The sequence below is a fragment of the Lacinutrix iliipiscaria genome (genome assembly GCF_042686125.1).
Taxonomy (GTDB): domain Bacteria; phylum Bacteroidota; class Bacteroidia; order Flavobacteriales; family Flavobacteriaceae; genus Oceanihabitans; species Oceanihabitans iliipiscarium.
Map to the genome: position 1 here is coordinate 30,659 of NZ_JBHUOV010000015.1, position 19,394 is coordinate 50,052.

Here is a 19,394-nt window from a genome sequence, read left to right on the forward strand (position 1 = left end):
AGAAAGGCTTTTTTTTATTAAGGAAATTTGAATTTTATCTTAGTTCTGCGCCAAGTTGTTTTTCAAAATTAGCTTGCAGCTTATTCATTATTTTGTCAATTTGCTTGTCAGTAAGTGTTTTATTTTCATCTTGAATAGTAAAACTAACTGCGTAACTCTTTTTACCTTTAGGTAAGTTCTTACCTTGATAGACATCAAAAAGATTCACCGATTTTAATAATTGTTTTTCGGTTTGTTTCGCAATAGTATGAATAGATTCAAAAGTCACATGATCATCTAATAATAAAGCAAAATCACGTCTGACTTCAGGGTACTTTGGTATTGCCGAAAATTTAATCTTATTATGTTTAGCAACTTCAAGAATAGTATCCCAATTAAAATCCGCAAACAAGACTTCTTGATTAATATTAAAGTGTTTTAGCACTTGAGATCTAACTAAACCAAAACTAACTAGTTTATTTTTTCCTAAGCTTAGCGTAAGGCCTTCATTAAATATGTCTTCTTTTGCAGACGATTCTTGTATGCGTGTTATTCCTAATCGCTCTAAAGCCGATTTAATAACACCTTTAAAATAAAAGAAATCGGAAGGTTTGTTTAAACCATTCCAAGCTTCATTAGTTCTGTTTCCAGTAACTAAAAGTGTAAGATGTTTATGTTCTTCTCTTTGATTATTATAATTGTGGTAAGTCTTACCAAATTCAAAAAACTTTAAATCACTACGCTTTCTGTTGATATTATATGAAAGCGCTTCTAATCCAGAAAACAAAAGTGATTGTCGCATTACAGACAAATCATTACTTAAAGGATTAAGCATAACGATATTATGCTCATCTTTTAATTGCTCACTTAGATTGATATAATCAGGAGAGGTTAAAGAATTGGCTAACATCTCATAAAAGCCTTGTGATACTAATTGATTTCCAATAATATTTTGAAGCTTATGATCTTCAAACTTTGATGCATTAGAAATGGATGCATTTAACTTTTTAGTTGTCGCAATATTGTTGTAGCCATAAACACGCAAGATTTCTTCAATAATATCAGCCTCGCGCTGTACATCATTTCTGTAGGCAGGAACAGTTAAACCTAAGCCAGTTTCTGTAACATTATTAACTTTAATATCTAATGACGATAATATGCTTTTTATAGTTTCTTTCGGGATTTCTTCACCAATTAACGCCTTTGCATTTTCAAAACTTAAACGTACCTGAAAATCTTCAATTTTATTTGGATAAGCATCAATGATATCACTTGTAATTTCGCCTCCTGCAAGTTCTATAATTAATAGAGCAGCGCGTTTAAGTGCATATTCAGTAATATTAGGATCGATACCTCTTTCAAATCTAAAAGATGCATCAGTATTTAAGGCATGACGTTTTGCTGTTTTACGAATACTAACAGGGTTAAAATATGCACTTTCTAAAAAAATACTAGTTGTAGTTGTTGTAACTCCAGAGGAAATTCCGCCAAAAACGCCAGCAATACACATTGGTTTTTCAGCATCGCAAATCATTAAATCATCCTCATGTAATTCACGCTCTATTTCATCAAGAGTGGTAAATTTAGTGCCAGCTTTAACGGTTTTGACTTCAATTTTTTGTCCAGTAATTTTAGCTGCATCAAAAGCATGAAGTGGTTGTCCAAGCTCATGTAACACATAATTGGTTACATCTACAACATTGTTCTTCGGAGTTAATCCAATAGATTTAAGTCTGTTTTGTAGCCATGCAGGAGATTCTGTCACTTTTAGTCCAGAAATGGTAACACCACAATATCTAGGTGCTAATTCTTTGTTCTTAACATCAACATCAATTTTAAGTGTTCTGTTGTCAACATGAAAAGCACTTACAGATGGGGTAATAAGTTCTATGTTTATTTCTTTTTGTAGCAAACCAGCTTTTAAATCACGAGCAGTTCCTAAATGACTCATTGCATCAGCTCTGTTTGGTGTTAGACCAATCTCAAAAATTTGATCATTTTCAATATCAAATAATTCTGCAGCAGAACGGCCAACTTCAGTTGCTTTATCTAAGATTAAAATACCATCATGCGATTTTCCCAAGCCTAATTCATCTTCAGCGCAAATCATTCCATGACTTTCTTCTCCACGAATCTTACCTTTTTTTATAGTCCAAGCTTCTCCTTTTTCTGTATATAAAGTACAGCCAATAGTAGCAACTAGAACTTTTTGACCTTGGTCAACATTAGGCGCACCACAAACGATTTGCAAAGGTGTTTCTGAACCAATATTAACGGTTGTTACTTTTAACCTATCTGCATTAGGGTGTTGAATACAAGTAAGAACTTCGCCAACAACAATGCCCTTCAAGCCACCTTTAATAGATTCATAAGTGCTAATACCTTCAACTTCTAAGCCTAAATCTGTAAGGAGTTCACTTGTTTGTTCTGCGGTCCAATTTGTTTTTATAAACTGTTTAATCCAGTTGTAAGATATTTTCATTTAAAACATAATAATTTCTGTTGCAAAGATAAAATAATGCGGTTAGCATTCAAGCATTGTTATTAATTTTGTAAATTGTAGCCAATAATGTTTAAATTTGTTAAATGAAAAATATAGTAAACCTATTTTTTTTGATTTTTATTATCGGATTTACATCTTGTAGAGAAACAAAAAAAGATGTTGAAAATACTGAAGCTAATATTGAAAAGATTGAAACTATTGAAGCTGAAGTAGAAGAAATAACAGAAGAAATTGAAAACGAATCAAAAGAAATAGAAAACGAATTAGACGAATTAGAAAAACTATAAAACAATGAAAAACTTAAAATTAATGATGTTATTATTTGGGTTGTGCACAATAATAACTACCCAAACGACTTTTGCTCAAGATGATTCTAAATCTGCAGCAGAAAAAACAGAACTTAAGAGGCAGATGAATAATGAAGCAGGTGAAGTTGCAAATACGATGCTTCAAGAGTTAAAGGTTTTAAGAAAGAAGCATGAAGATGCAACTCCTGAGCAACGAGTTGCAATCAATGAAGAAATTGAAGCGATAAAAGCGGCTTATGATAAGGAAATAAAAGGCGTGCATGGCGATAATGCTGACATGGCAGAGATTCAAGCTGAGAAAATAAGAAATGAAGCTGTTGCTAATGAATTAGCTGCTGAAGCTGTGCTTAATGATAAAAAGTATAGCTTAGAAGATAAAGAAGAATTTATTGGTGAAGCAAAAGCACGACTTGCTGTAGTAAAGAAAAGAGTACTAGAAGCAGAAGCAAACGGAGAAATTACAGATGTTGAAGCAAAGCAAAGAAAAATTAAAATTTCTGCAATTGAAGAAAAACTAGCGCAACATGCAGTTTCTGTTAGTAATGCTAAAGTGAAAATTGCTCAACGTGTACAAGAATTAAATGCTCTTCAGCAATAGAATAAATAATTATAGTTTTGACTATAAAAGGTGTTGCGTTTCGTAGCACCTTTTTTTAGTTGTCGTTGTTAGCTTTAGCTAATATAATTCCAAATATTTTTGTACTTACTCATTTGTCTATAGGTGTGTAAAACGCTTTTGTTTTCTAAAGCGGCCAAAGTTGGGTCGGCTTTTAATAGTTGTTTCGCATGATGGCGAGCAAGTTGTAGGATATCATTATCTTTTATAATATCTGCAATTTTAAGATTTAAAACACCACTTTGCTGCGTGCCCATAATATCTCCAGGACCACGTAAACGTAAGTCAACCTCAGCAATTTCAAAGCCATCGCTAGTTCTTACCATGGTTTCTAATCGTGTTCTACTATCGTTTGAAAGCTTGTGGCTCGTCATAAGAATACAATAACTTTGTTCAGCACCACGACCTACACGACCTCTTAGTTGGTGCAGCTGCGATAAGCCAAAGCGCTCTGCGCTTTCAATAATCATTACAGATGCATTTGGGACGTTAACACCAACTTCAATGACTGTGGTTGCTACCATAATTTGAGTTTCTCCTTTAATAAAACGTTGCATTTCAAAATCTTTATCTGCTGCTTTCATTTTGCCATGCACAATAGAGATTTGGTATTCTGGTTTAGGAAAGTCACGTTCAATACTAGCGTAACCATCCATTAAATCTTTATAATCCATTTTTTCACTTTCCTGAATTAAAGGATAAACGATGTAAATTTGCCTTCCTTTAGAAATTTCATCACGTATAAATCTAAAGACTTTTAATCGATTACTGTCGTATCGATGTACCGTTTTAATGGTCTTTCTTCCAGCAGGTAATTCGTCTATTATAGAGATATCTAAATCCCCATAAACAGACATTGCTAAGGTCCTTGGAATTGGAGTTGCCGTCATGACTAAAATGTGTGGAGGAGAGGTGTTTTTTTTCCATAACTTACTACGTTGAGCAACTCCAAATCTATGTTGCTCATCAATAATTGCAAGCCCTAAATTTTTGAATTTTACCTTATCTTCAAGTAGCGCATGTGTGCCAATTAGGATCTGTAATTCTCCGTTTTCTAAAGTTTTATGAATCTCTCTTCTTTCTGAAGTATTACTTGAGCCGGTTAATAGTTTTATGCTGATTTTCAATTCTTTACATAGTTCATATAATCCATTATAGTGTTGGACTGACAAAATTTCAGTCGGAGCCATTAAACAGGCTTGAAAACCGTTGTCAAGCGCTATTAACATTGACATTAAGGCAACTATAGTTTTTCCTGAGCCTACATCGCCTTGTAAAAGACGATTCATCTGTGCATTGCTTCCTAAATCGTGACGAATTTCTTTTAGAACACGTTTTTGAGCATTGGTTAATTTGAAGGGTAAATGCTCTTTGAAAAATGAATTAAAATAATTTCCAACGATTAAAAACGGAAAGCCTTTTATTTTAGATTTATGGATTAAATTTTTTAAAATAAGTTGCAGTTGAATGTAAAATAATTCTTCAAATTTAAGACGGAATTGAGCCTTAGAAAGGAGCTCTTGATGTTTTGGAAAATGTATGTTAAAAGTCGCTTCAGATTTTGAGATAAGTTTTAATTCTGAACGTAAATATTCTGGAAGTGTTTCTGTGAATTTTCCTTTAGTTTCTATAAAGAGTTGTTGCATGATTTTTGTCATCACGCGATTGGTAATGCCTTTGTTAGTTAGCTTTTCTGTAGAAGGGTATATCGCTTGCATGGCTGAGCGTAAATGTTGCTCATGCTCTTCTTTTAATTCAATTTCAGGATGCGCCATGCTAAATTTCCCGTTGTACCAATTTGTTTTTCCGAAAATCACATATGGTGTGTTGAGTTTTAGACTTTCTCTAATCCATTTTTGGCCACGAAACCAAACAAGTTCCATAGTGCCTGTTTCGTCTTGAAAACTTGCTACTAAGCGTTTTCCGCGTTTCTGCGCTATTTCTTCAAACTTTATGAGTTTTCCAATAACTTGTATATCGACATTGTTGCGCTGTAGTTGGTTTATTTTATAGTATTGTGTTCTGTCAATGTATCTGTTTGGGAATAGATTGACGAGGTCTTGATAGGTGTGAATACCAAGCTCCTTTCGTAATAAATCTGCTCGATTTGGTCCGACGCCTTTTAAATAATCTATAGGAGTTTGTAAGTTTACACTCATAAAAGCGAATTTATCAATTTTTGGGCTTTATTAATACTACTGAATTCCATTTTCTTAAAAACTTTATTTCTAAACATTATATTTTAAGAGTATATTTGGTAAACTTTCACCTAAAAACTATGAAAACCATTTATTTTAAAAAGAGTCTTCCTGGGCTTTTTATTCTTATTAGCGCATTATTTATTATTAACTGTAGTAGTGATGACTCTTCTGGAGGTGATTTAACCGATTCTAGTATTGTTGTGACTGGCTCTGTGACTTCGTTTGGAGAAGTTAATGTGTTAAGTTTTTCTGCATCACAAAGTATTCAGATTAAAGGAAATGATCTGGTTTCTAATATTTCAGTCTCAGTTTCAAATAATTTTCAAGTCTCTTTAGATGATAATAATTTCACTAATAATTTAACAATTGATAAAGACGCAGCGAATTCGGCTAATATTTTGCTTTATGTGCGATTTGCTCCTTCAGAGAGTGCTATTGGTAATACAAGTGGCTTAGTAACGTTGGAAAGTGATTCTGCAACAGATAAAACAGTGAGTTTAAACGGAGTTGGGTTAAGTATATCGCCAATAATAAATGTAAGTAGTACGAGTTTAAATTTTGAAGATACTTTGGTTTCGGAGCAGTCTAGTGCTATTGCATTAGTAATAAATGGAGATAATTTAGTTTCAGATATAGAAATTAATGCGAGTGAAGGGTTTGAGATTTCATTTGATGATAGTGTTTATAGTGCCATGCTGCAAATTCCATCAGGATCTGCAAATAATGACACTACTGTATTTGTAAGGTTTTCTCCTACAACGCCAGGTGATGCTTCTGGAATGTTAACATTAACTAATGATGATGCAGATAATGTTGAGGTTGTCTTAACTGGACTTGGCTTAGCAGTTGTACATAATTATACCACATTTAATGACCAAGCTTTAGGCTTTGGTGGAGGTTTTAGTCAATCTGCGACTCAGGTATTTAATTTGCATCCAGATTTAAGCAATATCGCTCAGATTAAGATGTATTTACAAATTGATTGTCCAAGTACTGGATGTGATGATTGGGATCGGTTTGCAAATATTAAAGTTAAGGATCCGAGTACTGGTAATTGGTTTGAAATAGGTAGATATATAACACCTTATTGGGTTGGAACACAGCAGTTAGAGCGTGGTTTAGAGTTTGATGTTACAGATTTCAAAGCTTTACTTGTTGGTGCAACTGAATTAAGAATATATATTGAAAATTGGACGGCAAAAGCCGATTTAATCACTCTAGATTTTGATTATATTGAAGGTGTGCCAGACTATCCTTATTATGCTGTTTCTGAGGTGCTGGGTTATCATGTTAATTCTATTGATGGCGTGCCTTATGGTGTAAGTCATAGTTTTGATTTAGATAAATCTGTTGAAATTCCTGCTAATTCTGAAAGTACGCACTTGAGAACTATTATCTCTGGTTGGGGGCATGCTACGCCTAATGATGCTGACGGAAGAGGTTGTGCTGAGTGGTGTTATAGAACGCATGATGTGTTGATTAATGGTTCAAATATGTTTCAGCATGATTTAGGTCCGCTTGGTTGTGCAGCTAATCCTATTAGTGATCAAGATCCAGGAAATTGGCAACCTAATAGGGCTGGTTGGTGTCCAGGAATGGCTGTGCCAACTCGAATAGATGATTTTAGTACGTCTATGGCTGGAAGTACGTTTAATTTTGAATATGATTATGAAGATTGGACTAATAATGGAGCTAATGGAGATGCGTATTATGCGACTTCTACTTATGTGGTAGTTAAAAGTAATACAGTCATTTCAGCGCCTATTGTAACAGATTAACTGCTAGAATTATAATTTGTAAGCACGTTAAATTTTTAGCGTGCTTTTGTATTTTGGTACTATCGTTGTTGTAAAATAGATATGAAACACTTTTTTGTAATATTATTTATACTGTCTAGTGCTGTTTCTGTAGCGCAACAAACCAAGTATGTGGATTTTAAAAAAATTGAAGCGGAACTGTTTTTTAATAAGATTCAAGTCGATAGTACGCTTTTTAATGCTTTTGAAATAGAATTTGATATTTTAAAAAGAGTAGATTCGGTTTTTCTGGATGCGATAAATATGAGGTTTGAAAATATTTCGCTTAATGGAAAACCAGTGAAGTTTAATAATGATGGTAAGAAGCTTATCATTTATGACAAGTTTAAACCTTCAAAAAACAACAGGCTTAGTTTTATCTTTTTTGCTTCTCCTAAACAAGCGATGTACTTTATTGGATGGAATAATGAAGCTAGAAATCAAATTTGGACACAAGGTCAAGGGAAATATACAAGTCATTGGTTGCCTAGTTTAGATGACATGAATGATAAGATAGAGTTTGATTTAACTTTTTCTGTTCCGAGAGGTTATGAGGTGATTTCTAATGGAAAATTAATTTCAAAATCTAAAAGTTCTAATTATGATTTATGGAAATATGACATGCAACAACCTATGTCAAGCTATTTAGTAGCTTTGGTTATTGGAAAGTATAATAAAGTCATTAAAATTTCACAGAGTGGAATTCCTTTAGAGATGTATTATTATCCTGAAGACTCTCTTAAAGTTGAACCAACCTACCGTTATACAAAGCAAATGTTTGATTTTCTTGAAAAAGAAATTGGTGTTGCTTATCCTTGGCAGAATTACAAACAAGTCCCTGTTCATGATTTTCTATATGCTGGAATGGAAAATACGAGCTGTACAATTTTTTCTGATGCATTTATGATTGATGATATTGCTTTTGTTGATAAAAATTATGTCAATGTCAATGCTCATGAATTAGCGCATCAGTGGTTTGGTGATTTGGTTACAGAAACATCTGGAACGCATCATTGGTTGCAAGAAGGCTTTGCGACTTATTATGCTTTATTAGCAGAAAGGGATGTTTTTGGAGATAATTATTTTTATTGGAGGCTTTTAGAGTATGCTGAAGAATTGGCTAATCAGGATCGAGTTGGTCAAAGTACAGCATTATTGGATCCTAAAGCGAGCAGCACTACGTTTTATAAAAAAGGAGCATTGGTTTTGTATATGCTAAGGGAGAAAGTGGGTGATTCCGTGTTTAGATTGGCTGTAAGGAGTTATTTAAATAAACATGCATTTAAAAATGTAGAAACATTAGATTTTATTAAGGAAGTTGAGCGATTCAGCGAACAGGATTTAAGTGCTTTTGTAGATAAATGGTTGAAAGATAAAGCCTTTTATTACGAGGATATTGAGTTGTCTTTGCAAAAACAATCGCCATTTATTTCAGAATACCTTATGGTGGATTGTGAAGCGCCAAATTCTAAGTGTGATTACTATTTGAATTCTTGGGTTTCAGATGAAGCTAAAAGAAAGATTATCTCACAAGTCCCAGAACGCGTTACTTCCGAGGTCTTTAAAAACAGTGTAAAAGTCAGACAGGCTATTGCTCAAAACGTCACAAAAATTCCAATAGAATTAAAAGAGAGTTATGAGACGCTTTTGGAAGATAAATCATATATTACTGTAGAGTCTGCATTATATAATCTGTGGGCTAATTTTCCTGAAGATAGAGTTAAGTATTTGAATAAAACTAAAGATATAATTGGACTTAGTAATAAAAATGTTAGACTTTTATGGTTGGCGTTATCTGTTAGTACGCCTGATTATGGTAAACAAGAACATTTAAGTGAATTGATTCAATATGCTTCGCCTGTATATAATTTTGAAATAAGAATGCAAGCTTTTAGCTTTTTAGAAATGCTTAATGTTATTACTAAAGATGTTATAAAGTACTATGAAGATGCCGAAACACACCATAATTGGCGGCTAAAAAAGTTTGCTAAAGCTTTTCGTGAAAAGTACAAAGATCATGCGGATTATAAAAAACTTAAAACACATTAATGCGAGCATTAGTTATATCAGGAGGAGGAAGTAAAGGGGCTTTTGCGGGAGGTGTTGCTCAGTATTTAATTGAGCAAGAAAAAAGAGCGTACGATATGTTTTTAGGGACTTCCACGGGAAGTTTGTTGGTGTCTCATTTGGCGGTAAATAATATAGGGAAACTGTATGACATCTTCACGAATGTGAATCAGAGTGATATTTTTAGTGTTAACCCTTTTGTGCAACGAAAAAAGGGAGATAGGGAATATGTCTCTATTAATTTTATAAACTCTTTGTGGCAATTCATTAAAATGAAAAGAACATTTGGTGAAAGTAAAAATTTGCGTAGGCATATTAAAAGAAATTTCACTAAAGAGGAATTTGAAGCTATTTTAAATCTTGAAAAAGATGTGATTGTTACAGTTTCTAATTTGTCAAAAAATAGAGTAGAGTACAAGTCTATCAAAGACTTCTCTTATGAAGAGTTTTGTAATTGGATTTGGATTTCCTGTAATTACATTCCGTTTATGTCTTTGACAAAAGTCGATGGTTTTGAATATGCAGATGGTGCTTTAGGTTGTGTAATTCCTATACGTGAAGCTGTTTTGCGAGGCGCTACCGAAATTGATGCAATTGTTTTAGAGAGTGAAAACCTAGAGTATAATAAAGTGCTAGGTAAAAATCCATTTTCATTAATGCTGAACTTGTTTAGTCATCTTTTAGATCAAGTCGAAAAAAGTGATATTGCAATTGGTAAATTAGCAGCTAAGCATAAAAATGTTAAGCTAAATATTTATTATACGCCAACAAAGCTTACTGAGAATTCATTGATTTTTAGCAAGCGTTTAATGGAAAAATGGTGGTTAGAGGGGTTTCTGCATGCGCAAGCTAAACATGATGATAATTTTCCAATGGGATCGACAGTGAAAGTGAGATGATTTACCACATCTTACTAACTTCCTCTTTTATGAATGATAATCCAGCGTGACTAGGTGGATGACCTTCCATCATTTCGCCTAAGATAACCTCTCTGAGTTTGTTTGCTGAATCTGTTTTTTCTGATAAAGTAGCTTTTCGAATTAATTGTATGGTAGCGTTTTTTGAAGCGTTAATCACGTTCCAGCATTCGCTAGAAACATATATTTGTTGTGATAAATTATGCTCAAACTCTTGTTCAATATTTTGTATAAGTAATGATTCGTAATCTTCTTTATTTGAGGAGTTTGGAGTAATTCTTAAAAGTAATTTAGAAGGTGCGATGCGCTCTAAAAATAAAGACATGCGCTCATAGGCTTGAAGGCGAATAGGAAATGCTTCTTTTTGTAATTCTTTATGCATTAAAAATGTTCTTCGTTGGTTTTCATTTTCAATATGTTCTCTAAAAAAAAGAAAGGCAATAGCTCCAGTGATTAAAGCTGGAATAATATACATAAGAAGATTTACTAGTTGTTGTTCCATAGGAATTATGTCGTTTTTGTTTTCTGTTTTGAACCACCCAAATATATACAATCTTTTAATTCTTGCATAGTGTTAAAAGGGACAGGTGTTTTACTGTAATTATATGTTCTATTCATTTTCTTCGACAAATTGTGATCATCTACATTTACTTCAATATCTTTCATTTTAAATTGACAAGGATGTTCGTAGCCAGCAGCATGAGTGATTTCAATAAATTCTTTTCTAAACGTCTTAAAATACTGAGCTAATCGCACCGATTTTAAAGTAGTGTCAATCCCATTTTGCAACCATTTACTTTGCGTAGCAACACCACTAGGGCATTTGTTGGTATGACAAACTTGAGCTTGAATACACCCAATACTCATCATAGCTTCGCGAGCTACATTAATGCAATCTGCTCCCATAGCAAATGCCATTGCTGCCTTAGCTGGGAACCCAAGTTTTCCACTGCCAATAAATACAATATGTTCTGTTAACCCTTTTTTAAGAAATAATTTATATAAATCTCCAAAGCCATAAACCCATGGTAGTGAAACATGGTCTGCAAAACTTGGAGGTGCTGCACCTGTACCGCCTTCGCCACCATCAACGGTTATAAAATCTGGCCCTTTACCTGTAGCTTTCATAATATCTGCCAACTCAGCCCATTCGTCTAATTTACCAATTGCTGCTTTAATACCGACTGGAAGTCCAGTGGCTTCAGCAATAGATTCAATAAAATCAACCAATTCTGAGACGTTAGAAAAGGCTTTATGGTTTGGAGGTGATAGTACATCTTTGCCAACTTCTACGCCTCTAATTTTAGCGATTTCTGGTGTAATCTTGGCGCCTGGTAATACACCACCTTTTCCTGGTTTAGCGCCTTGGGATAATTTGATTTCAATGGCGCGAATAAACGGATTGTCTTCTACTAACTTTACCATTTTTTCCATTGAGAATCCACCATCCTTCGAACGAACACCAAAATAACCTGTTCCAAAATGAAAGACAACATCTCCACCATTACTATGATAAGGAGATAAGCCGCCTTCTCCTGTGTTGTGGTAAGCATCAGCCATTTGCACACCTTTATTCATGGATTCTACAGCTTTTGCTGAGAGCGAACCAAAACTCATTGCCGATACGTTAATAACAGAAGCTGGTCTGTAAGGCTTCTTACGGTTATGATATAAGCCTATAACTTTTGCACAAGGAAGAAACGTTTTGTCTATGCTGTTGGGATGGTTTTTATCTATTTGATAGGGCATCATCGCATTATTAATAAAAATATGTTGATGTGCATAAATATCTCTATCTGTTCCGAAGCCTTCGTAGTTATTTTCTTTCTTGGCAGAAGCATAAATCCAACCACGTTCAATACGATTGAAAGGTAACTCTTCTCTATTATTAGCAACAAAATATTGACGGATTTCTGGGCCAATACTTTCAAATAAGTAGCGAATATGTCCAATGATTGGAAAATTATGGCTGAGTGTGTGTTTTCTTTGAATGATATCTCTGAGGGCTATAATTACTAAAACGATAATAATCCAAAGCCACCAGCTAATATTTCCTAAAAACTCTAACATATGAATGAATTTTGATATAATTGAGCTGTAAAGATATTCAAAAATTGAAAACATAAAGAATTCATTTAATTGTTTATAATTATTCATAATTCTAATGTATAAAAAGCATTGTATTGGTTATTTTCACACTTTAAAAATGATAATGAATTGGAGAAGTATTTAAGCCAGTTAAACGAAGCACAATTAGCACCAACTTTGCAAAAAGATGGACCAATGATTGTGATTGCAGGTGCTGGATCTGGGAAGACAAGAGTGCTTACTTATAGGATTGCTTATCTTATGAGTCAAGGTGTAGATGCGTTTAATATATTAGCCTTAACCTTTACAAACAAAGCAGCTAGAGAAATGAAAAGCCGTATCGCAACTATTGTTGGCGATAGTGAAGCTAAAAATTTATGGATGGGAACGTTTCATTCTGTATTTGCAAAAATATTACGTTTTGAAGCAGACCGACTAGGCTATCCTAGTAATTTTACTATCTATGATACTCAAGATTCTGATCGCTTGATTGCTTCGATTATTAAAGAAATGGATCTGGATAAAGACGTATATAAATACAAGCAGATTCGCTCTCGAATATCTTCTTATAAAAACAGTCTGATTACAGTTAAAGCGTATTTTAATAATCCAGAGCTCATGGAAGCTGATGCCATGGCGAGAAGGCCTCAAATGGGAAATATTTATAAACAGTATGTTGATAGATGTTTTAAAGCTGGTGCTATGGATTTTGATGATTTGTTACTAAAAACAAACGAGCTTTTAACACGTTTCCCAGAAGTACTTGCTAAATATCAAGATAAGTTTAGATATATTTTGGTGGATGAGTATCAAGATACGAATCATTCACAATATCTCATTGTACGTGCTTTAAGTGACCGATTTCAGAATATTTGCGTAGTTGGCGATGATGCACAAAGTATTTATGCCTTTCGTGGAGCGAATATTAATAATATTTTAAACTTTCAGAAAGATTATGATGATGTGAAATTGTTCCGATTAGAACAAAATTACCGCTCCACAAAAAATATTGTCAATGCAGCAAACTCTATTATTGATAAGAATCAAACGAAACTCGATAAAGTAGTCTGGACTGCCAATGACGAAGGTGCTAAGATAAAAGTGAATCGATCCCTTACTGATGGAGATGAAGGGCGCTTTGTGGCAAGCACCATTTTTGAAACCAAAATGCAAGAGCAGCAAAAAAACAGCGATTTTGCAGTCTTATATAGAACCAATGCACAATCTCGTGCTATTGAAGATGCCCTTCGTAAACGCGGCATAGAGTATAGAATTTATGGTGGTTTGTCTTTCTATCAACGAAAAGAAATTAAAGATGTTCTTTCTTATTTGCGGTTAATTATCAATCCTTCTGATGAAGAAGCGTTAAAGCGAATTATTAATTTTCCAGCTCGTGGGATTGGGCAAACTACTGTAGATCGATTAGTCGTTGCTGCAAATCGTTATGATAAATCTATTTTTGAAGTGCTTAAAAATCTAAGTACTATCGATATTAGTATCAATTCTGGAACACGAAATAAGTTACAAGATTTTGTGACAATGGTTGAAAGTTTTCAAGTCATGAACCAAACAGCAACAGTATTTGAACTTGCTGAGCATGTTGTAAAAGTTAGTGGATTGATTCGTGAGTTTAATAAGGATGGCACACCTGAAGGTGTGGCTAGAATGGAAAACTTAGAGGAACTCTTAAATGGGATGAAAGATTTTGTTGAAGGCCAAAAAGAATTGGCTGATACCACAGGTTCTTTAGCAGAATTTTTAGAAGATGTCGCTCTAGCAACAGATTTAGATGCTGATAAAGGCAATAGCGATCACGTGGCTTTAATGACTATACATTTAGCAAAAGGACTTGAATTTCCTTATGTGTTTATTGTAGGCCTTGAAGAGGATTTATTTCCTAGTGCAATGAGTATGAACACCAGAAGTGAGCTTGAAGAAGAAAGACGTTTGTTTTATGTTGCATTGACCAGAGCCGAAAAACAAGCGTATTTAACTTATGCTTTATCTCGCTATCGTTGGGGAAAACTAATAGATGCTGACCCTAGTCGTTTTATTGAAGAAATTGATGACGAATATCTGGACGTTATAACGCCTATTGAAGAACAACGTTTTAACCCAATGCTTTCAGCAGATATTTTTGGAGATGTTGAGCCTAATAAAATACGTTTTAAGAAACCAAAACAACCCACTTTTAAAAAGAAAGGTACTACAAAATCGGCACCTGAAAAATTTAAAATATCGACGCCTAAAAATTTAAAACCAGTAGCAAAAACAGGAGCTAGCACAAATTTGTTTGATAACAACCTGGTCGTAGGAAACATCGTGAAACATTTACGATTTGGAAAAGGTGAAGTCCTTAAAATTGAAGGTGTTGGTTCAGATGTTAAAGCAGAAATTAAATTTGAAGTTGGAGGTGTAAAGAAGTTGTTACTTCGTTTTGCAAAACTAGAAGTTATAGGATAGAAAAATCATTCTAAGTGCGTATCAATAAACGTATGTAATTTTATAGTCGTATCTAATAAATTTAATCCAATCCAGCCATGACCTTCATCTGGATACAATGTGAATTGATGAACAACGCCTAACTCAACGAGTTTATCTCTAAGAAAAATGCCTTGCGAGGTTGGGATTAATGGATCTTCACCACCATAAAAAAGAATCGTAGGTGGTGCATTTACGGTTAATTGATGATATGGACTGACTTCTTCTAGAAATTCTATTGAAGCATCTACACCATAAGTATCAAGAATCTCTTGTAAAACAGGATCTGTTGTATCTAAGTAAGCAGGATCTGTGAAGTTTGTTGGACCAACAATACTGCAAACCATTTTGGTTTGCTCATATGTGTCAAAAGCGTAACTCCATAATAATGATAAATGTGCTCCAGCACTCGCGCCAATAAAACCTATTTCATCAGAAATGACGTAGTCGTCTTGTTTGTTTTTTAAATAATCCACAACGGTCGTAATATCATTTATTTGCATAGGATAAGGTTGTGTTATATCGTCTGCAAGCCTATAATTCATATTAACCACAGCGATATCTGGTAGATTTTGTAGAATATAATCTTTAAAATCGTTCATGTCTGATTTATCGCCAGAAGTCCAACCACCTCCATGGATTAAAATCATAATTTTTGTTTCAACACTTCGATTAGCAGGAAGGTAGAGGTCAAACTTTTGATCACTGTCGCTACCATAAGACACATTTAATGCTTCATAATACTCTAGTGGATCTATATTTACGGTATCATCATTTGTATCTGAATTATGACATGAAAAATAACTTATAGTTATAATAAGAATGAATAAAATTTTAATGCTATTTTTCATGATAAAATAATTAACTACTTTGTAAACGTTTTTATGAGTTAAATAGTATGGCACAGTTTTTAAAAATTTATGAAGAAAACCCTAATCCTAAGGAGATTAGGAAAGTTGTTGAGGTCTTAAAAAAGGGAGGGTTAATTATTTATCCAACAGATACCGTTTATGGTTTAGGTTGCGACATAACTAATTCTAGGGCTTTAGAGCGTATTGCCAAAATTAAAGGCGTCAAGCTGGAAAAAGCTAATTTTTCTTTTGTGTGTCATGATTTAAGTAATTTAAGTGACTATGTAAAGCAAATCGACACATCTACGTTTAAGATTTTAAAACGTGCGCTTCCTGGACCTTACACCTTTATTTTGCCAGGAGCTAAAAGTTTGCCAGTTGCTTTTAAAAAGAAGCGTACAGTAGGTATTCGTGTGCCTGATAATAATATTGCTTTAGAGATTGTAAGAGAACTTGGTAATCCTATAGTTTCTACATCTATACATGATGATGATGCTATTTTAGAATATACCACAGATCCAGAATTGATTCTTGAGAAATGGGATAAATTAGTAGATTTAGTGATTGATGGTGGTTATGGCGATAATGAAGCATCTACTATTATTGATTTTTCTGAAGGTGAACCTTTAATTATTCGTGAAGGTAAAGGAAGTTTAGAAATATTTTAATTTATGATGAAACCAAAAAACAATCATATTAATTACGTAGAATTTAAGGCTCATAATTTGGAGGCCATTAAGGCGTTTTATACCAAAGCTTTTGGATGGAAATTTACAGATTATGGCGATACTTATGTGGCTTTTGAATCTAGTGGATTAGCTGGTGGTTTTGAAAAAACGGAACAACCCATTATAAATGGTGCTTTGATTGTTTTGTATCATGAGGATTTAGAAACCATTAAAACAAATGTTTTAGAGTTAGGAGCTAAGCTGACTATCGATACTTTTTCTTTTCCAGGTGGAAAGCGTTTTCATTTTATGGATCCATCTGGTAATGAGCTTGCTATTTGGTGTTATGATTAATTTTTATTGTGAATTGCGTTAAGGATTGAAGTGGCATCCTTTTTTGTAAAAAAAAGATATAGCGGAAAGCCTGACACTACGTAGCTTAAGCGGAGTAGTGTAACGCCCAAAAGAGTATAAAAATAAAAAAGCCCAACCTTAAGTTGAGCTTTAATTTTTTTAGAAAAACCTTAGATTTATTCTTCTGATAAATTTTTCATTTCAGACTCTATCATTTCATAAAACTGATCAATCTTAGGTAAGATTAAAATCTTAGTACGTCTGTTTGTTGCTCTATTTTCAGCAGTAGAGTTGTCTACTAAAGGAATATAATCTGCTCTTCCTGCTGCTATAAGTTGTGCAGGATTTACACCTAAACCTTGTAGCGCTCTAACGATAGCTGTACTACGTTTTACACTTAAATCCCAGTTGTCGATAAGCACACCTTTGCTATATGGTACATTGTCTGTGTGACCTTCTACCATGGCTTCAAAGTCAGGTTTGCTATTAATAACGGTTGCGACTTTAGATAAAATTTGATTGGCTTTTGGAGTAATGATATAGCTTCCACTTTTAAACAATAGTTTGTCGCTAAGCGAAATAAAGACCACACTTTTTTCTACATTTATTTCAATATCTGGGTCGTTAAGTCCAACTTCTTTTTTTAAGCTGGTTACCAATGCTAATGTTACACTGTCTTTTTTAGTTAACGCATCTTGTAATCTTGAAATTTTAAGATCTTTTTCTTTTAAACTTTCTAAAGATTTTTCTAAATTTTCTGCACCTTTAGTCGTTAAGACTGTCATGTCTTTAGTGCTTTCCATTAAATCTTTATTGGTGTCTTTTAAATTTGCTAATTGCTCTTGTAATGCTACTACACGAGCATTTGCTGCAGACTTGTCTTCTAAGCAAGAGTTAAGTTTAACAGTTGCTGTATTTAGTAAATCTTGAGTTTCTTTTTGTTTAGCTTCTAATGCTGTGAATTCCTTTTTAGAAACACAAGAGCTTAAAAGCAATACTGCTGAAACACTTAATAAAATGATTTTTTTCATAGGTAATGAATAGATTAAATAGGTTTAATTTAACGACACAAAATTATACAAAAGATAGATGCATAAATCAATCATTAACAAAAACTTTAACATATTTATAAACAATTAAAAGACTTTGCGTCCTTTAATGTAGTAAGACCAAACAATAGATGTTTTGTTGTAGTAATTGTTTTTCTTTGGATTAGATTTTCGTGTGTTTAATAGTTTGGGTAGGTTGGAGTAGAAGCTAAAATGCGCCTTGAAAATAGCTAGAAAATGACCAAATTTTAATTCAAGCAAAAATTTTATTCCAGCGAGGCCATCTAATGCTAATCTGGATAGTAATAAAAAGAAAATTGGTCCTGGAGCATTTTTAGTTAATGTAAACAAGCTATTTCTAAAATTGAGATAGGTTTTTTTAGGATTCGTACTTTTTAATGTGGCACCACCAACATGGTAAACGCTAGATTGGCTAACATAACGAACTTGGTAATCTCGATTGAAAGCTCGCCAGCATAAATCTATCTCTTCCATGTGTGCAAAAAAGGAAGTGTCAAAGCCTTCTAAATTTTGAAAGACGTCTTTTCTTATGAAAAAGCATGCACCTGAAGCCCAGAAAATAGAAGAGGAGTCGTTATACTGACCTTCGTCTTTTTCGATCGTATTAAATATGCGACCTCTACAATAAGGATAAGCATACTTGTCTATAAATCCTCCAGCTGCTCCAGCGTATTCAAAGTGATCTTTACTTTTATAATCTAGAATTTTTGGTTGAATGATTGCTGTATCTTTATGAGTAGTAAATTCTGCATATATTGGCTTAAGCCAGTTTGGAGTGACTTCTATATCGCTATTAAGCAAGCAGAAAACATCTTCTTTTAAATGCTTTAAGGCTTCATTATAGCCTTGAGCATAACCACCATTTTGGGTGTTCTGAATGATTTTAATTTGCGGAAAATTTGTTTTTACAAATGCAACAGACGCGTCTGTTGATGCATTGTCTGCAACATAAATGTTTGCTTCTTCAGAATAAGAAATCACAGAAGGTAAGAACTTTTGAAGAAGTTCTTTTCCGTTCCAATTCAATATGACAACAGCTATTTTCATGTTGTATAATCAGGAATGTCTTTTAAAAACTGATAGCGTTCAGCATGTAAATCCATAGAACAATAATAGTGATTAATTCCGTTAGTGACCATTAAATAGGTAGCATTTAAGGCTAAATTGTAACGCGCAATTTGATCAAAAGTACTTTGATCTATATTTATTTTAGCCGATTTGCATTCAACAATCACATGAATACTTCCATCTGGATTATATATGACTATGTCGTAACGTTTACTCAAATTATTAACCTTTAATTCTTTTTCAACATTAATTAAAGACTTAGGATAGCCTTTTTGCTGAATTAAAAATTGGACACAATGTTGTCTTACCCATTCTTCAGGTTGTAAGACCACAAATTTTTTGCGTATTTCATCATAAATAAGCGTTTTATTTTCGCTATTTTTGAATCGAAATGAATATGTAGGAAAGTTTAACTTTTGCACCTTAC

The 19,394-nt window shown here is 33.5% G+C and carries 16 protein-coding genes; 8 read left to right on the forward strand and 8 right to left on the reverse strand.

Annotated features, from left to right (window positions below):
• Nucleotides 1–34 precede the first annotated feature (34 nt).
• A complete protein-coding gene (gene pheT / locus ACFS5M_RS12905) occupies nt 35–2,461 on the reverse strand; it encodes a phenylalanine--tRNA ligase subunit beta (protein ID WP_183489017.1) in 2,427 nt (808 codons plus the stop codon).
• A 131-nt stretch (nt 2,462–2,592) separates the two neighbouring features.
• Here pheT and ACFS5M_RS12910 point away from each other — a divergent pair, with 131 nt between their 5' ends.
• Nucleotides 2,593–2,769, forward strand: a complete 177-nt coding sequence (locus ACFS5M_RS12910) for a hypothetical protein (protein WP_183489019.1) — start codon at nt 2,593–2,595, stop codon at nt 2,767–2,769.
• Between the two features lie 4 nt (nt 2,770–2,773).
• Nucleotides 2,774–3,388 carry a hypothetical protein gene (locus ACFS5M_RS12915; protein ID WP_183489021.1) on the forward strand — a complete coding sequence of 205 codons (615 nt, stop codon included), beginning with the start codon at nt 2,774–2,776 and terminating at the stop codon, nt 3,386–3,388.
• Between the two features lie 74 nt (nt 3,389–3,462).
• Here the strand turns inward: ACFS5M_RS12915 and recG are convergent, their stop codons facing one another.
• On the reverse strand, nt 3,463–5,565 hold the full coding sequence (gene recG, locus ACFS5M_RS12920) for an ATP-dependent DNA helicase RecG (protein ID WP_183489024.1): 2,103 nt from the start codon (nt 5,563–5,565) through the stop codon (nt 3,463–3,465).
• Between the two features lie 119 nt (nt 5,566–5,684).
• Between recG and ACFS5M_RS12925 the strand changes: the two genes are divergently transcribed.
• From ACFS5M_RS12925 to ACFS5M_RS12935, 3 genes are all read left to right on the forward strand, one after another.
• Nucleotides 5,685–7,385, forward strand: coding sequence for a peptide-N-glycosidase F-related protein (locus tag ACFS5M_RS12925; protein WP_379899045.1), 1,701 nt, complete (start codon nt 5,685–5,687; stop codon nt 7,383–7,385).
• Nucleotides 7,386–7,466: 81 nt separating this feature from the next.
• Complete coding sequence (locus tag ACFS5M_RS12930; protein ID WP_183489026.1) at nt 7,467–9,452, forward strand: M1 family metallopeptidase; 1,986 nt, start codon at nt 7,467–7,469, stop codon at nt 9,450–9,452.
• Entirely contained in the window at nt 9,452–10,369 is a 918-nt protein-coding gene (locus ACFS5M_RS12935) for a patatin-like phospholipase family protein (protein ID WP_183489029.1), read from the forward strand. The genes ACFS5M_RS12930 and ACFS5M_RS12935 overlap by 1 nt, the downstream gene beginning before the upstream one ends.
• A gap of 1 nt (nt 10,370) precedes the next feature.
• On the opposite strand, the gene ACFS5M_RS12940 is transcribed toward ACFS5M_RS12935, so the two are convergent.
• On the reverse strand, nt 10,371–10,889 hold the full coding sequence (locus ACFS5M_RS12940) for a DUF7935 family protein (protein ID WP_183489031.1): 519 nt from the start codon (nt 10,887–10,889) through the stop codon (nt 10,371–10,373).
• A gap of 5 nt (nt 10,890–10,894) precedes the next feature.
• Nucleotides 10,895–12,457, reverse strand: a complete 1,563-nt coding sequence (locus tag ACFS5M_RS12945; protein ID WP_183489528.1) for an FMN-binding glutamate synthase family protein — start codon at nt 12,455–12,457, stop codon at nt 10,895–10,897.
• A gap of 147 nt (nt 12,458–12,604) precedes the next feature.
• Between ACFS5M_RS12945 and ACFS5M_RS12950 the strand changes: the two genes are divergently transcribed.
• Complete coding sequence (locus tag ACFS5M_RS12950) at nt 12,605–14,938, forward strand: ATP-dependent helicase (protein ID WP_183489033.1); 2,334 nt, start codon at nt 12,605–12,607, stop codon at nt 14,936–14,938.
• A 5-nt stretch (nt 14,939–14,943) separates the two neighbouring features.
• Here ACFS5M_RS12950 and ACFS5M_RS12955 read toward each other — a convergent pair whose 3' ends face one another.
• The gene (locus ACFS5M_RS12955; RefSeq protein WP_379899049.1) at nt 14,944–15,861 is read right to left on the reverse strand and encodes an alpha/beta hydrolase fold domain-containing protein; all 918 of its coding nucleotides are present in this window, start codon (nt 15,859–15,861) and stop codon (nt 14,944–14,946) included.
• On the opposite strand from ACFS5M_RS12955, the gene ACFS5M_RS12960 reads away from it, so the two are divergent.
• Complete coding sequence (locus ACFS5M_RS12960) at nt 15,855–16,475, forward strand: L-threonylcarbamoyladenylate synthase (protein ID WP_183489035.1); 621 nt, start codon at nt 15,855–15,857, stop codon at nt 16,473–16,475. The two genes, ACFS5M_RS12955 and ACFS5M_RS12960, sit on opposite strands and share 7 nt — an antisense overlap.
• Nucleotides 16,476–16,478: 3 nt before the next feature.
• Nucleotides 16,479–16,829, forward strand: a complete 351-nt coding sequence (locus tag ACFS5M_RS12965; RefSeq protein WP_379899052.1) for a VOC family protein — start codon at nt 16,479–16,481, stop codon at nt 16,827–16,829.
• A 176-nt stretch (nt 16,830–17,005) separates the two neighbouring features.
• On the opposite strand, the gene ACFS5M_RS12970 is transcribed toward ACFS5M_RS12965, so the two are convergent.
• The 3 genes from ACFS5M_RS12970 to ACFS5M_RS12980 all read right to left on the reverse strand — a co-directional run bounded on the left by ACFS5M_RS12970 (nt 17,006) and on the right by ACFS5M_RS12980 (nt 19,389).
• Nucleotides 17,006–17,860, reverse strand: coding sequence for an OmpA/MotB family protein (locus ACFS5M_RS12970; RefSeq protein ID WP_183489038.1), 855 nt, complete (start codon nt 17,858–17,860; stop codon nt 17,006–17,008).
• Between the two features lie 105 nt (nt 17,861–17,965).
• Nucleotides 17,966–18,946, reverse strand: coding sequence for a glycosyltransferase family 2 protein (locus ACFS5M_RS12975; RefSeq protein WP_183489041.1), 981 nt, complete (start codon nt 18,944–18,946; stop codon nt 17,966–17,968).
• Nucleotides 18,943–19,389, reverse strand: a complete 447-nt coding sequence (locus ACFS5M_RS12980) for a type I restriction enzyme HsdR N-terminal domain-containing protein (RefSeq protein WP_183489043.1) — start codon at nt 19,387–19,389, stop codon at nt 18,943–18,945. The genes ACFS5M_RS12975 and ACFS5M_RS12980 overlap by 4 nt, the downstream gene beginning before the upstream one ends.
• Between the last annotated feature and the right edge of the window lie 5 nt (nt 19,390–19,394).